The sequence below is a fragment of the Sphingomonas sanguinis genome (assembly GCF_019297835.1).
GTDB lineage: Bacteria > Pseudomonadota > Alphaproteobacteria > Sphingomonadales > Sphingomonadaceae > Sphingomonas > Sphingomonas sanguinis_D.
Genome location: NZ_CP079203.1, coordinates 2183732 through 2197516, shown reverse-complemented (window position 1 = coordinate 2197516; position 13785 = coordinate 2183732). Strand labels below are relative to the sequence as shown.

The window sequence follows — 13785 nt, the reverse complement described above, 5'->3', positions numbered from 1 at the left end:
CCGGAGCGCACCTACGCCGACGGCGCCCTCGCGTGCCGTCGGCGGTTTTGTGTGGGGTTCCTGACCGAACGGCCCCGCGCTAGCATGGCTTCAAAGAGAGGACCTGCCGAAGATGATGAAACGCCAGCGCCGCCAGCATGAGATCGTGGCGTTATTGGGAGAAGGCGGGTTTCACGGGATCGGCGAGCTGGCCGGGGCGCTGTCGGTATCCGAGGAGACGGTGCGGCGCGAACTGCGCGTGCTGGAATCGTCGGGCGCGGTCGTGCGCGCGCACGGCGCAGTGCGCCTCGCCAAGGTCGAGACCGAGGGTTCCTTCGCCACCCGTCTGCAACGCCATGCCGAGGCCAAGCAGCGCATCGCCGCCGCCGTCGCCCAGCTCGTGGCGGACGGGCAGACCGTCTATATCGATGCCAGCACCACCGGCCATTATGTCGCCAGGGCGCTGCGCGAACACCAGAAGCTGACCGTCGTGACCAATGCGGTCGGCGTCGCGGCCGAGCTGGGCGGACGCAACGACAACCGCATCATGCTGGCGGGCGGCGAGATGGATTACGAGTATCGCGCCTGTTTCGACGCCACCGCGCGCGAGTATCTCAGCATGTTCACGCCTGCGCTGGCCATCGTATCGGTGGAGTCGGTCAATCTCGACCACGGGTTCGCCGACTATCATGCGGGCGAGGCGGCTTTGTGCCGGATGATGATCGCCCGCTCGCGCCGCACCCTGATCGCCGCCGACCAGAGCAAGTTCGACCGCCCCGGCACGATTCAGGTCGCGGCGCTGAACGCGGTGGCGATGCTCGTGACCGACGCGCCCCTGTCGCCCGCTTATGCGGAAGCGCTGGCCGGGGTGGAGGTGGTCGTCGCCTGACCGCGCGGGATCAGCAGCGCCGTGACCGCCCCCGTCAGCGCGAGCGCGGCATGGATCGCCCAGAAGTGCGGCTGCGCCATGCGTGGATAGAGCGCACCGAGCTCTCCCACCGCCAGATGCGCGACGAAGCCGTGGAGATAGAACAGCCCGGTCATCAGCCCGCGCCGTGACGGCGGCGTGGCGGCGGCGACGATCGCCAGCGCCGAGGGCCAGGACAGCACGACACCCAGCGAGAGCAGCGCGATCGCACAGACCGGCCCGATTAGCCCGACTGGCGCGGTGCCGCCGGACAGCCAAGCGAGCAGACCATAGGCCAGCACCATCGCCATCCCCCCGGCGGCCAGCTTCATCGCCGGACCCGGCTCGTGGCGCAGGCGCGGCCAGAGGCGATAGGCGACCAGCGCCAGTCCGATGGTGAACAGCCCGTCCGCCGCCGCCAGCCAGCCCGGCGGGATCGCCAGCCCGCCCAGCCTCAGCTCGACCCGCTGCTCCGCCCAGAGCAGCACCATGTTGTTGAGCTGCTCATAGGCGCAGAAGCACAAAGTCACGGCGACGATGGCGAGGATGACGCGCGGCCAGTCGGTGCGGTGTCCGTCCGCTTCGCGCGCTTCGATCAGCCGAACGGGCGGCGCGGTGCGCAAGGTCAGCATCGCCGCGATCATGCTGCCCGCCATGACGATGAAGGCGGCGGCGAACCCGACCCGCAGCGCCAGCCACCCGCCGACGAGCGGTCCGAGCAGCGCCCCGCCATTGAGGAACGCCAGATAGGCCGCATAGAGCCGCTCCCCCGCCGAGGCTCCGCGAAGCGCGCCCACTTCGGCGGCCAGATTGCCCTTGAGCAGCCCGATCCCGCCGATCAGCAGCGCCAGCCCCGGCAGCGCCCAGCTACGGCTCGCCAGCGCGACCAGACCCAGCGTCATCAATATCGCTCCGCCATACATGGCGCGACGCCGCTGGCCGCTGCGATCCGCGATCCATCCGCCCAGCGGCAGGACCAGATAGGTCAGCGCACCATAGAGGCCGTAAAGCTGAGACGCGAAGGCGATGTCGCCATGCGCGCCGGTCACGCCCTCGATGCCGGTGCGCAGGCCCGCCATGCCCCACACCGCATCGCCCTTCGCGAGCAGATCGGTCACGAGGAACAAGGTCAGCAGCGACTTGGCGCCCTGGATCGCGCAACGCTCCCACCCCTCGACGCTGGCGAGCGTCCAGAAACCGGGGGCGGGCGGGGCGATGTCCCTGTCGCGCATGGTTGTGATGTCGGTCCGTCTAGGCTTGGGGAGGAAGCGACGGCTCCCTAACGGCGGTTTGTGACGGGTTCGCGGCGGCCTCGACAAAGCCTCGGCCACGCGGCACCACGGAACGATGGACCTGTCCGCGATCGTCTCCGATATCGCCGCCGAGATGGCCGAGGCCCCCGACCGGGGCACGCCCGCCGATTACATCCCCGCGCTGGCGGGCATCGACTCGCGCCGCTTCGGCATCGCCATCGTCGAGGCGGACGGACAATGCCATCTGGCAGGCGATGCCGAAGAGAGCTTCTCGATCCAGAGCATTTCCAAGGTCTTCGCGCTGACGCTGGCGCTGGGTGCGGTCGGCGACCAGCTATGGCGGCGGGTGGGGCGCGAGCCGTCGGGAACCGCGTTCAACTCGATCGTCCAGCTGGAAACGGAGCAGGGCATCCCGCGCAATCCGTTCATCAATGCGGGCGCGATCGTGGTCGCCGACGTGCTGCTGGGCGGATACGAGCCGCGCGAGGCGATCGGCGAGATGCTGCGCTTCGTCCGCGCGCTCACCGGGGAGGACGACATCGTGATCGACGCCGCCGTCGCGCAGGCCGAGATGGAGACGGGCCACCGCAACCAGGCGCTGGCGCATTACATGCGCGCCTTCGGCAATCTCCATCATGCCGTGGAGCGGGTGCTGGGCGTCTATTTCCACTTTTGCGCGCTGGCGATGAGCTGTCGGCAACTGGCGCTGGCGGGGCGCTATCTAATGGCGCGGGGCGTCAATCCGGGGACGGGGCGCTCGGTCGTGTCACCGCAACGCGCGCGGCGGATCAACGCACTGATGATGAGCTGCGGCCATTATGACGGATCGGGCGAGTTCGCCTTTCGCGTCGGCCTGCCGGGCAAGTCGGGGGTGGGCGGCGGCATCCTGGCGATCGTGCCCGGCCGTGCCTCGATCGCCGTCTGGTCACCGGGCCTCAACGCGCGCGGGAATTCGCAGCTTGGTACGCTGGCGCTCGAACGGCTGGTGCAGCGGACCGGCTGGTCCGTGTTCGACCCGCAAGCCGGTTGACCGCCCGTAAGGGCGCAAAGACCGCGCCTGCGCGCACCGACAGGATCAGGTTGAGCGCGACCCCGGCGATCGAGGCGGCACCGAACATGCGCACGATCCGTTCGCCCGTGACCGCCGTGCCGCAGGACGACAGCGCCAGCAGCAGCACCGCGCCGCCGAGCAGCTTCAATCCGGCGCGCAGTCGCGCGTCATGCAGTGTCCCCGCCTCCTTGGCATGGCGATAGGACCCGGCGGCGATCAACCAGAAGCCGACAAAGCAGAGGGCAATCGTATCAAGCATGGGAAGGCTCCAGGGAACGGCGAGTCCGTGTGGGCGTACGGGCGGCGGGGCGGGCGCTGATCCGGGCGGCGACGGCAAAGCCGATGCCGATGGCCAGACAGGCCAGGTCGAAGGCGACGAACAGCTGGTCGCCGTCGAGCAGCGAAGGGACCAGCCAGCGCGTGGTGGTCAGCGCATTGACGACCGGAATCGCGCCCCAGCAAACGGCGGCGACGGCGAACAACACCGTCCAGGCGCGCCGGGCAGGCAGACCCAGCTGCGCGATCGCGAGCAGCCCCCAGGTCCAGAACATCGCCGACACTTCCATATCGGCGCGGCCCTCCAGCGTCGCCGGGATCAGCCGGTTGGCGAGCAGATAGGCGGCCATGCCCGCCGGGAAGGCGGCGATGACCGCGATGTTCAGCCGCTCGGCCAGCTTCAGGCCGAAGAAGGGCGCGGCACCCGGCTTGCGTCGCTTGGCGGTCCATAGCAGCAGGCCGGTGCCGACCATCGCCGCGCCGGTCAGCCCCATCACGAAATAGGCCCAGCGCAAAGCGGGTCCGGCGAAGGTGGCGAGGTGCAGGCCCAGCATGACGCCCGCCGTGTCGATCGCGACGGCGGCATCGCCGCTGCGGCTGAGCAGGCGGCCGGTCGCGCCGTCATAGGTGGCGATGGGGGTGCGCGAATTGATCGCGCCGCGCTTGGCCTGCGCGATGCTGACCCGCGCCGCCGCGTCGCCGGGATTCTGGATGATGACGCGGGTGGCCGGGCCGCCCAGCCGGTGTTCGGCGTCGCGGACCAAGGGCGCGATCGCGACCAGCGGGCGCCGTACCCCGCTGGCGGGAACATCGGCAGGGGTGCCATAGGCGGTCTGCATGAACTGGGCGGGCGAGGCATAGTTCATCAGCACCGGCCAGGGCATGTACATCGTGACCAGCGTGATCAGCCCGGTATAGGTAATCATCGCGTGATAGGGCAGGCCAAGCACCGCCGAGACGTTGTGCGCGTCGAGCCAGCTGCGCTGCCCCTTGTTCCAGCGCAGCGTGAAGAAATCGGCGAAGATGCGCTTGTGCGTGATGACGCCCGAAATGATCGCGCCCAGCATCGCCATCGCGCACAGTCCCGCCAGCCAGCGACCCCAAGGATACGGCAGCTGAAGCTGGAAATGGAAACGATAGAATTGCTCGCCGCCCCGGGTCTCGCGGGCGGTCAGGGGCGCGCCGCTGACCGGATCGAGGTCCAGTTCGTCGCCGCGTATTCTGGGATCGGGCTTGGCGGGAATGCGGAAGATGCGCGTCGCGACCGTGCGCGCGTCGGGCAGGTAGATATACCATTGCAGATCGTCCGGCCCGACCCGCGAAAGATAACGAACCGCCGAGTCCGCCGCCTGTGCGGGCGGGGCGGCCTCGGTGCGGATTTCGGGCTGCATCCAGCGGGTGATCTCGGGCCGGAAATAGGCCGAGGTGCCGGTCAGGAACATGGTGAAGAGAATCCACCCGGCGATCAGGCCCAGCCAGCCATGCGCCCAGGCCATGGTCTGTCGCCAGCCGGACTGTACGCTCTTGCTGCTCATGCGCGCACGCCCAGCAGCTTGAGCAGCACCGCCATGCCGATCGCTCCGCCCCAGACCAGCGCGCTGACCCGGCCCAGCCGGACCTCGTGCAGCGACCACAGGCCGATACCGGCATAGAGCATGAAGGACAGGATCATCGGCCAGCCGGTCGCCTCGACCCGCGCGGTCGCATCGGGGGCGGGGAGCAGGCGCGCGGTCAGCATCGCCGCCGCGACCGTGAAAGCATAACCGCCGAGAATCGCGGTGATCCAGCGCCACGCCATGGCAATACCGCCACGCCAGCGGCGTCCGGATTGTTCGTCAATGGCTCGGCCCGATGCCACCCGCGCTTTCCCCTTGTCATCCTGATGGCATCGCTTTAGCAGCATTTGAGAGTCACTATCAATAGCAGGGAGTAAATTTATGCGCGCACTTCGCGGAGCGCTGCTGGCAGCGTGCGCCACCGGGGGAATGCTGGGCGGCGCGCTTCCTGCCCATGCGATGACCCTGTTCGACGACGACCAGCAGCGGCTGCGCAACGAGGACATCGTGGTCGAGGGGCAGCGCGAGAAGAAGAGCGCGTCCTCGGGCACCAAGACCGACGTGCCGCTGATCGCGACGGCGCAAAGCATCACCGTCATCGACCAGGAGGAACTGACCCGGCGCAACGCGCTGTCGATCAACCAGGCGCTGGGCTATGTCGCGGGTGTCGCCCCCAACCAGCGCGGCAATGTCGCCACCCGCTACGACCAGTTGTTCCTGCGCGGCTTTGCGCCGGGGATGTTCATGGACGGGATGCGGCTGATGGGCGGCGTCTATGCCAGCCCGCAGATCGATTTCCATCTGGTCGAATCGGTCGATGTGGTGAAGGGTCCGGCGGGCGTCACCTATGGTTCGGGCACGCCCGGCGGCCTCGTCAACCTGACCAGCAAGCTGCCCTATGCGGGGCCGGGCGGGCGGATCGAGCTGGCGGCGGGCAATTATGCGCTGCTACGCTCCAGCATCGACGTGAATCAGCCGCTCGATGAGAATGACCGCTGGCTGTTCCGGATGATCGCAGGCGCCGAGGAATCGGACGGCTTCATCCGCAACACCGCCAATCGCCGCTATTATGCGCGCCCCATGCTGACCTTCGCACCCGACAAGGCGACCAGCGTGACGTTGATCCTCAACTATCAGCGCGACCCGGAATCGGGGTCGTATAGCGGCGTGCCCGTCTATGGCTCGGCGCTCCCCAATCCGTTCGGCGTGCTGCCGGTCGATTTCAACACCTCGGAACCGTCCTACGAGGCGTTCGACCGGACGCAGAAATCGGCGACGATCCTGTTCCGCCATGACCTGAACGACCGGCTGAGCTGGACCACCAACGCCCGCTATCTCGCAATCGGACTGCATTACCGGCAGATTTATGGCTCGGGCTATGTCACGCGCGGCGGGAATAGCGATCTCTCGACGCTCCAGCGCGGCGGCGGCGGATCGGACGAGGCGTTCCAGACCTTCACGATCGACAATCATCTGGTCGGCAAGCTCGACACCGGCCCGGTCAAGCACACCATCCTGGGCGGCGTCGACTGGCAGCATAATCGCGGCGAGAATTACCAGGCATTCTTCACCGGGCAGAACGCCAACCCGGTGTTCAACATCCCGAACCTCAGCCTGTTCGCGCCGGTTTACGGCATGCCGCTGCCCAGCTTCCCGATCACCCAGACGCACAATTACACCAAGCGCGATCAGGTCGGCGTCTATCTGCAGGACCAGATCGCGATCGGCGGCCTGCAACTGATCGCCAGCGGGCGTTGGGACACCTACAACCAGACGACGCAGAATCTGAACACCAACGTCGTCACCCGGCTGAACCAGACGGCGTTCACCACCCGGCTGGGCGCGCTGTACGAGACCAAGATCGGCCTCTCGCCCTTCGTCAGCTATTCCGAGAGCTTCGAGCCGCAGGCGGGCAGCACCTGGGACGGCAGCAATTTCATCCCCGTCACCGGGCGCCAGTACGAGGCGGGGCTGAAGTATCAGCCGCGCGGCACGACCGCCTTGTTCACCCTGTCCGCCTTCGACCTGCGCCGCCGCAACGTGCCGGTCGCCGATCCGCGCGCGGGCACGGGCAATATCCCCAGCAATTCGCAGGTGCAGATCGGCGAGGTGTCGGTGCGCGGGATCGAGCTGGATGGACGTGGCACGGTCGCCCCCGGCTTCGACGTGGTCGTCGCCGCCACCTATAACGACCCCTATGTCCGGCAGGGCACGCCGGTGGTCGGCAACGGCGATCAGATGAGCGGCGTCACCGGCACGCGGCCCTTGGGCGTGCCGCAATGGAGCGCGTCGAGCTTCCTGTCCTATGATCTGGGCAAGGCGGGTGTCGGCAGCGCGCTTGGCGGCCTGAGCCTGGGGGCAGGGGTGCGCTATGTCGGCGAATCGGACGGGACCGCGACGACCGTGGCGGCGGGCCGTACCGTCGTCCGTCGCTTCCAGTCGCCCGATTACTGGCTGGCCGACCTGATGCTGGGTTACGATCTCGGCCGGGTCAGCCCGGCGATGGAGGGGCTGAGCTTCACCGCCAATGTCGCCAATCTGTTCGACAAGCGCCACATCACCAGCTGTTTCTTCAACAATGGCTGCTATTATGGGGCATCGCGGACCTTTGTAGGCAGCCTGCGCTATTCTTGGTAAGGGCGCATTCGATTCATTCGCATTTGACGTGTCCGTCCCGCCCGCCGACCGATCGGCGGGGCCGGGGCGTAAAGGAGTTTTGAGGTTTGTCGACCGATACTGCCCTGCCCGAACTGACCCCGACCACCGCGCTGAGCGTCGAGACGGTCCAGAGCGTCCATCACTGGAACGAGCATCTGTTTTCGTTCTCGGTGTCGCGCCCCGACAGCTTCCGTTTCCGCTCGGGCGAATTCGTGATGATCGGCTTGCAGGGCGACAACGGCAAGCCGCTGCTCCGCGCCTATTCGGTCGCCAGCCCGTCCTATGATGAGAAGCTGGATTTCCTGTCGATCAAGGTCGAGGACGGCCCGCTGACCAGCAAGCTGCAAAAGGTGCAGCCGGGCGATAACATCTATCTGGGCCGCAAGCCGACCGGCACGCTGGTCGCCGACGCGCTGCTGCCCGGCAAGCGGCTGTTCATGCTGTCGACCGGCACCGGCCTGGCGCCGTTCCTGTCGGTGGCGCGCGACCCGGACATCTACGACATGTTCGACGAGGTCATCATCGTCCACTCGGTGCGCCGGGTCAGCGACCTGGCCTTCCATGACGAGCTGGCGGGCAAGCTGGCCGAGGATCCGCTGGTCGGCGACGTCGCGCAGGAGAAGTTCCACTATGTCCCGACCGTCACGCGCGAGCCGTTCCACACCACGGGCCGCATCGACGCGCTGATCGAGGACGGACGGTTGTTCGCAGGACTCCCCAGCGCGCATGGCTTCAACCCGGAAACCGACCGGATCATGATGTGCGGCAGCATGGAGATGATCAAGTCGCTGGGCGCCAAGTTCGAGGAAATGGGCTTCCCCGAAGGCTCCAACGCGCAGCCGGGTGCGTACGTGATCGAGAAGGCGTTCGCTGGGTAAATCCCGCCGCTTCTGTTCCCCGGCGAAGGCCGGGGCCCAGTTTCCGAAAGGCTGAAAGCGCGCGGAACATGGCGGGGGAGGCGAGAGCGACGGTATCGCGATGGCCTCCCCCGCCTTGTCTGCTGCCCCGTCGACGGTGTCGATACTGGGCCCCGGCCTTCGCCGGGGAACGGGTTATCGTTGGTGTCACGACACACCTCAAATGGAGCCGCGCCCGCTATATGTCCCCCCGCGACATTTGTCGGCACGCACGGCACATTTGTGCGACATTTGCGTCCTAACGCCCAAGCCTCGGATAAGGGAAAAGGGACGGACATGCGGCTTTGGGCGGGTTTGATGCTGGCGAGCGCGATGCCGGCGATCGCACAGGCGCAGGTGACGGCTGCGCCCGCGCCCATTCCGCAGGCTCCTGCGACCCAGGCCCCCTCGACGGCCGCCACCCCCGCCACCGCGACGCCGCAGGGCCAGACGACCAGCCCGACCCGCACCCAGACGCAGCCCGAGGCCGAGGACGAAGGCGAAGAAGCCGAGCCCGACGTCGTCGTCACCGCGCGCCGCGAGCCGGGCAAGGTCATCGGCGACATCCCGCCCGACCAGCAGCTCAGCCCCGCCGATATCCGCTCCTACGGCGTGTCGAGCGTCTCCGACCTGCTGACCGAACTCGCGCCGCAGACGACCAGCGGGCGCGGCGGTTCGCCGGTGATCCTGCTCAATGGACGCCGCATCGCGGGCTTCCAGGAAATCCGCGACCTGCCGACCGAGGCGATCCTGCGCGTCGACATCTTCCCGGAAGAGGTCGCGCTGAAATATGGCTATCGCGCCGACCAGAAGGTGGTGAACTTCGTCCTGCGTCCGCGCTTCCGCTCGCTGGCGGCTGAGGCTGTGGGCAAGGTCCCGACGCAGGGCGGGTCGGCGATGGAGCAGGGCAGGCTCGACTGGCTGCAGATCCGCAAGGACAAGCGGCTGAGCATCCACACCGATTTTTCCAACACCTCGCGCCTGACCGAGGCGGAGCGCGGCATCATCGCGCCCAATTCCAACGCCTCGCTGGGCGGCAATATCGTCACCGCGGATCCCGGCCTAGTCGCACTGACCGGCACCAGCCCCAGCGTGGTCGGCGTGCCCGCCGGCCTGACCGCCGCGCCCAGCCTGGCGCAACTGGCGGGCAGCCCGGCGACCAGCACCGACGTCACCCCCTATCGCACGCTGCAATCGGCGCAGCGGCAATGGGACGCCAATGTCGTCTATTCGCGCAACATCTTCGACAAGGTGTCCGCCTCGTTCAATGCCGAGGTGCAGACGACGCAGAGCAACAGCTGGAACGGCCTGCCCTCGGCCAATCTGGTGCTGCCGGCGGGCAATCCCTATTCGCCCTTCACGACCAATGCGACGATCAGCCGGTTGACCGATGCTTACGGCCCGCTGGTCCAGAACAATACCGGGCTGACCGCGCATTTCGGCACGGTGTTCAACGGCGACCTCGGCAAGTGGCGCTGGTCGGTGACGGGTGCCTATGACCGGGCCGAAAGCCGGGTGGCGACCGATACCGGGCTGGACGTGACGGGCCTGCAGGCGCGGCTGAACGCGGGCGATCCGACCGCCAATCCTTACGGTCCGCTCGACGGATTGAGCCTGGCGGCACGGAACTTCGCCCGGTCCACCTCGTCCGCCGGACAGGTCGACGCGCTGCTCAACGGCCGGGTCTTCGCGCTGCCCGCGGGCGATGTGCAGGCCAGCGTCAAGGTCGGCGGGCAGACTAGCGATTTCTCCAGCAGCTCGACCCGGTTCGGCATTTTCCAGCAGGGCGACGTCTCGCGCGACATCGTCAACGGCCAGGCCAATCTGGACCTGCCGATCGCCAATCGCGACCGTCAGGTGCTGGGCGCGATCGGCGACCTGTCGCTGAACCTGAATGTCGGGGCGGACCATCTGTCGGACTTCGGCACGCTGACCACGGTCGGTTACGGCGCCAACTGGTCGCCGCTGGAGGGGGTGCGGGTCATCGCCTCCTGGACCGATCAGGAGGACGCGCCCACCGCGCAGCAACTGGGCAATCCGTCGATCACCACGCCCAATGTCCGCCTGTTCGACTATGTGCGCGGCACCACCGCGACGATCACCGCGATCACCGGCGGCAACCCCAATCTGGTCGCGGACAACCGCCATGTCATGAAGCTGGGCCTGACGCTGAAGCCCTGGCGCGACCGCGACATCAACCTGACCGCCAACTACTACCGGATCGACACCGACGATCCGATCGCGTCCTTCCCGACGCCGACCGCCGCGATCGAGGCGGCGTTTCCGGGGCGCTTCTCGCGCGACCGGGCGGGCAATCTGCTGAGCGTCGATTCGCGCCCAATCAACTTCGCCGGGACCGAGCGGTCGCAGCTGCGCTGGGGCCTCAACTTCTCCAAGCCGATCAAGTCGAAGATCCAGAAGGAGCTGGAGGCGTTTCGCGCCGGGACCGGCCCCAATCCTTTTGCCGGGCTGAATTTTCCCGGTCGTCGTGGTGGTGACGGCGAAGGCCCGCGTCGCGAAGGGCAGGGTGGCCCCGGTGGGCCGGGTGCAGGCGGCCCTGGCGGCGAAGGTCGCGGCGGACCCGGCGCGGGTGGACCGGGCGGTGAGGGCCGTGGACCGGGCGGGGGCGGCTTCCGTGGCGGCGGCTTCGGCGGCGGTCGCGGTGGCGGCGGCGGGCGTGTCCAGTTCGCGCTCTATCACACCTGGACCTTTGCCGATCGGGTGACGGTGGCGGAGGGCGGCCCGGTCCTCGACCTGCTGCGCGGCGATGCGATCGGATCGAGCGGCGGCACCTCGCGCCATCAGGTCGAGGCGCAGGCGGGCTATTCCAATAACGGCATCGGCGTGCGCCTGTCGGGCAACTGGCAAAGCGCGACGCGGGTCAATGGCGGCACCCCCGCCAATCCACAGGCGCTCGACTTCGGCAGCCTGGCGACGGTCGATCTGCGCCTGTTCGCCGATCTGGGGCAGCGGCTGGACCTGTTGAAGGCGCATCCCTGGCTGCGGGGCACGCGGGTCAGCCTGTCCTTCGACAATCTGTTCAACCAGCGCCAGCGCGTGACGGATGCCAACGGCACCGTGCCGATCGGCTATCAGCCGGGCTATCTCGATCCGCTGGGCCGCACCGTGCGTCTGTCGATCCGCAAGCTGTTCTTCTAAAAGCTCGCGGGTCCGCTTGCGAAAGTGCATCCGAACCGGGATCAATTCCGGGTATTTTAGACAAGTTTCTGGTTAACCTAGTCTAATTTTCCTGTCATCGCATGTTTTCGGGAATTGCGGCGCTGCGGCGGAACCGGAATAGCTTCGGGGACATCGTGGCGACCGGCGTCGATGGCGGGGGGTGCATGGATCGAGGCGGAGAGGTCATGAGCGACCGCTATGATGGGCGGGGTGAGGAGTCGTCGGACGGGATCGACGATCGCCTCCGCCGGATTCGCGACGAACTGGCCGCCGTCGAGTCCATGGTCCGCCACGATTCCGACGTGCGGATCAGTGCGGCCGATATCGGTGCCGTCCTGCGCACCGCGCGCGAGGGAATCGGGGGCTTTTTCAGTGCGGACCTGTTCGCCGATCCGGCTTTCGACATGCTGTTGTTCGTCTTCCTGGAGGAAGAGTCGGGGCGCAGCGTGGAAACCAGTGCCTGTTACCGCGCGTCGGGCGTACCGCGCACCACGGCCGTCCGCTGGATCAACATGCTGGTGTCGATGGGCATGTTCCGCAGCACGCCGCATCCGACCGATCGTCGGCTGGCGCTGCTCAGCCTGAGCGAGGAGACGCGCGCCTCGGTCCGGCAATGGCTGGAGGGCCTGCGTCCGCTGGTCGAGCGGATGACGGCACGGGTGGGCGCCGCTCCGAAAACCGTCGCGTGACGGTGGGTTAAAGGGGCAGGAGGCTCAGGCCGCTTTCGCCATTCGGGTGCGCAGCCGGTCGGCCAGCGTCTCCAGCGTCACCCCGTCGATCCGCGCCGCGACCGGCGCGTCGGACCGCAGGATGTCGGCGATCGCCAGCTGCGACTGGGTGATCCGGTCGACCGCCTGGATGCTGACCATATGGCGGCGCAGCGTCTCGGGATCGCTGCCCAGCTCATAGGCCAGGTCGGCGAGCGAGCGGGTCAGGTCGACCAGCTCGTCCGCCAGTGCCCGGGCCAGGACCGGGTCCGTGCCCGAGGCGCTCATTTGCTGCACAGCTTCACGATATTGGCGAAGATCGTATCGCCCGCGATCGGCTGCGACACCGCGCCCTTGTTCAGCGTGAAGTCGGTGCCTTCGCGACCGATGGCATAGGCGCCGCCCGCCAGCATCGCGCGCAGACCCGCCGAGCCGTCCTCGTCGTCCAGCGCCAGCAGCACGCCCAGGCCGTTGCTACCTGCCGCCTTGGCCACCGACGCGAAGAGCAGCGAGATGGACGGCCGCTCGCCCGCCACCGGCTCGCGTGCGAGCAGGCGCAACGTGCCGTTCGGCCAGGTGTCGACGACCATGTGCGTCTCGCCCTGCGGAGCGAAATAGATGGTGCCCTGTTCGACCTTCATGCCGTCGGTCGCCTCGACGACCTTGGGCGCGATCTGCTCGCGCAACTGCTCGATCATCGGGGTTAGCAGGCCCGGCGACATCTGCTGCACGACCAGGGTCGGCGGGCAGTTGGCGGGGAAGTTCTGGAACAGGTCGAACAGCGCCTGGGTGTTGGCGGCATCCGCGCCGATCGCCAGCAGGCGGCCGTTCCAGTTGATGTCGGCGACCGGACCCTTGCGCCCCTTGGCCGCCTTGCCGCGCTTCAGGTCGGCGTTGCGCGCCGACTTGATGCGCTTGCCCAGCTTGCCGATGATGGCGTCCAGCTCGGACTGGACCGCGACCTTGGGCTTGGGGAAACAGTCGATCGCGCCGAGGCGCAGCGCCTCGACCGACTCGGCGGCGCCAGCGGCCGTCCGGGTCGAGAACATGATGACCGGCATCGGCCGCTCTTCCATGATCTCGGCCAGATATTCCAGGCCGCTCATGCCGGGCATTTCGACGTCGAGCGTCATCACCTCGGGGCGATACTGGTCGACCATCTTGCGCGCTTCGGCCGCGCCGTCGGCGGCACCCACCACCTGGACGCCCTTGATGCGTTCGAGCGCGCCCGAGATGAGGACCCGCATCGTCAGCGAGTCGTCCACGACCAGAACCTTAACGTCCGCCATTACTCAATACCTTCCAACGGAAACGCCGTTACG

General features: G+C 67.7%; 12 protein-coding genes. 6 read left to right on the top strand and 6 right to left on the bottom strand.

What is annotated here, in order from left to right:
• The first annotated feature begins 112 nt into the window (after positions 1–112).
• Positions 113–868 (top strand): DeoR/GlpR family DNA-binding transcription regulator, encoded by a 756-nt coding sequence (locus KV697_RS10155; RefSeq protein ID WP_219018081.1) that lies wholly within the window; start codon positions 113–115, stop codon positions 866–868.
• On the opposite strand, the gene KV697_RS10150 is transcribed toward KV697_RS10155, so the two are convergent.
• Complete coding sequence (locus tag KV697_RS10150; RefSeq protein WP_219018080.1) at positions 826–2118, bottom strand: MFS transporter; 1293 nt, start codon at positions 2116–2118, stop codon at positions 826–828. The genes KV697_RS10155 and KV697_RS10150 overlap by 43 nt on opposite strands.
• Before the next feature lie 115 nt (positions 2119–2233).
• Between KV697_RS10150 and KV697_RS10145 the strand changes: the two genes are divergently transcribed.
• Positions 2234–3169: a glutaminase gene (locus KV697_RS10145; protein WP_219018079.1), complete on the top strand. Its 936-nt coding sequence runs from the start codon at positions 2234–2236 to the stop codon at positions 3167–3169.
• On the opposite strand, the gene KV697_RS10140 is transcribed toward KV697_RS10145, so the two are convergent.
• From KV697_RS10140 to KV697_RS10130, 3 genes are read right to left on the bottom strand one after another with little or no spacing between them, the layout of a single operon-like run.
• A complete protein-coding gene (locus KV697_RS10140; RefSeq protein ID WP_219018078.1) occupies positions 3075–3449 on the bottom strand; it encodes a DUF3325 family protein in 375 nt (124 codons plus the stop codon). The two genes, KV697_RS10145 and KV697_RS10140, sit on opposite strands and share 95 nt — an antisense overlap.
• Positions 3442–5001 carry a PepSY-associated TM helix domain-containing protein gene (locus tag KV697_RS10135; protein ID WP_219018077.1) on the bottom strand — a complete coding sequence of 520 codons (1560 nt, stop codon included), beginning with the start codon at positions 4999–5001 and terminating at the stop codon, positions 3442–3444. The genes KV697_RS10140 and KV697_RS10135 overlap by 8 nt, the downstream gene beginning before the upstream one ends.
• The gene (locus tag KV697_RS10130; protein WP_219018076.1) at positions 4998–5324 is read right to left on the bottom strand and encodes a hypothetical protein; all 327 of its coding nucleotides are present in this window, start codon (positions 5322–5324) and stop codon (positions 4998–5000) included. Before KV697_RS10130 ends, KV697_RS10135 begins: the two co-directional genes overlap by 4 nt.
• Before the next feature lie 79 nt (positions 5325–5403).
• On the opposite strand from KV697_RS10130, the gene KV697_RS10125 reads away from it, so the two are divergent.
• From KV697_RS10125 to KV697_RS10110, 4 genes are all read left to right on the top strand, one after another.
• Positions 5404–7659 carry a TonB-dependent siderophore receptor gene (locus KV697_RS10125; protein WP_219018075.1) on the top strand — a complete coding sequence of 752 codons (2256 nt, stop codon included), beginning with the start codon at positions 5404–5406 and terminating at the stop codon, positions 7657–7659.
• 86 nt (positions 7660–7745) lie between these two features.
• Entirely contained in the window at positions 7746–8558 is an 813-nt protein-coding gene (locus KV697_RS10120) for a ferredoxin--NADP reductase (RefSeq protein ID WP_219018074.1), read from the top strand.
• Between the two features lie 315 nt (positions 8559–8873).
• Positions 8874–11735, top strand: a complete 2862-nt coding sequence (locus KV697_RS10115; RefSeq protein WP_219018073.1) for a TonB-dependent receptor — start codon at positions 8874–8876, stop codon at positions 11733–11735.
• Between the two features lie 206 nt (positions 11736–11941).
• Positions 11942–12445, top strand: a complete 504-nt coding sequence (locus KV697_RS10110) for a hypothetical protein (RefSeq protein ID WP_219018072.1) — start codon at positions 11942–11944, stop codon at positions 12443–12445.
• 24 nt (positions 12446–12469) lie between these two features.
• Here the strand turns inward: KV697_RS10110 and KV697_RS10105 are convergent, their stop codons facing one another.
• A complete protein-coding gene (locus KV697_RS10105; RefSeq protein WP_219021342.1) occupies positions 12470–12751 on the bottom strand; it encodes a hypothetical protein in 282 nt (93 codons plus the stop codon).
• Positions 12748–13752 (bottom strand): chemotaxis protein CheB, encoded by a 1005-nt coding sequence (locus KV697_RS10100; protein WP_219018071.1) that lies wholly within the window; start codon positions 13750–13752, stop codon positions 12748–12750. Before KV697_RS10100 ends, KV697_RS10105 begins: the two co-directional genes overlap by 4 nt.
• Positions 13753–13785: the final 33 nt, after the last annotated feature.

Coding starts and splice junctions, on each gene's coding strand:
- KV697_RS10155 (WP_219018081.1), top strand. CDS start 113: ATGATGAAACGCCAGCGCCGCCAGCATGAGATCGTGGCGTTATTGGGA.
- KV697_RS10150 (WP_219018080.1), bottom strand. CDS start 2,118: ATGCGCGACAGGGACATCGCCCCGCCCGCCCCCGGTTTCTGGACGCTC.
- KV697_RS10145 (WP_219018079.1), top strand. CDS start 2,234: ATGGACCTGTCCGCGATCGTCTCCGATATCGCCGCCGAGATGGCCGAG.
- KV697_RS10140 (WP_219018078.1), bottom strand. CDS start 3,449: ATGCTTGATACGATTGCCCTCTGCTTTGTCGGCTTCTGGTTGATCGCC.
- KV697_RS10135 (WP_219018077.1), bottom strand. CDS start 5,001: ATGAGCAGCAAGAGCGTACAGTCCGGCTGGCGACAGACCATGGCCTGG.
- KV697_RS10125 (WP_219018075.1), top strand. CDS start 5,404: ATGCGCGCACTTCGCGGAGCGCTGCTGGCAGCGTGCGCCACCGGGGGA.
- KV697_RS10115 (WP_219018073.1), top strand. CDS start 8,874: ATGCGGCTTTGGGCGGGTTTGATGCTGGCGAGCGCGATGCCGGCGATC.
- KV697_RS10110 (WP_219018072.1), top strand. CDS start 11,942: ATGAGCGACCGCTATGATGGGCGGGGTGAGGAGTCGTCGGACGGGATC.
- KV697_RS10105 (WP_219021342.1), bottom strand. CDS start 12,751: ATGAGCGCCTCGGGCACGGACCCGGTCCTGGCCCGGGCACTGGCGGAC.
- KV697_RS10100 (WP_219018071.1), bottom strand. CDS start 13,752: ATGGCGGACGTTAAGGTTCTGGTCGTGGACGACTCGCTGACGATGCGG.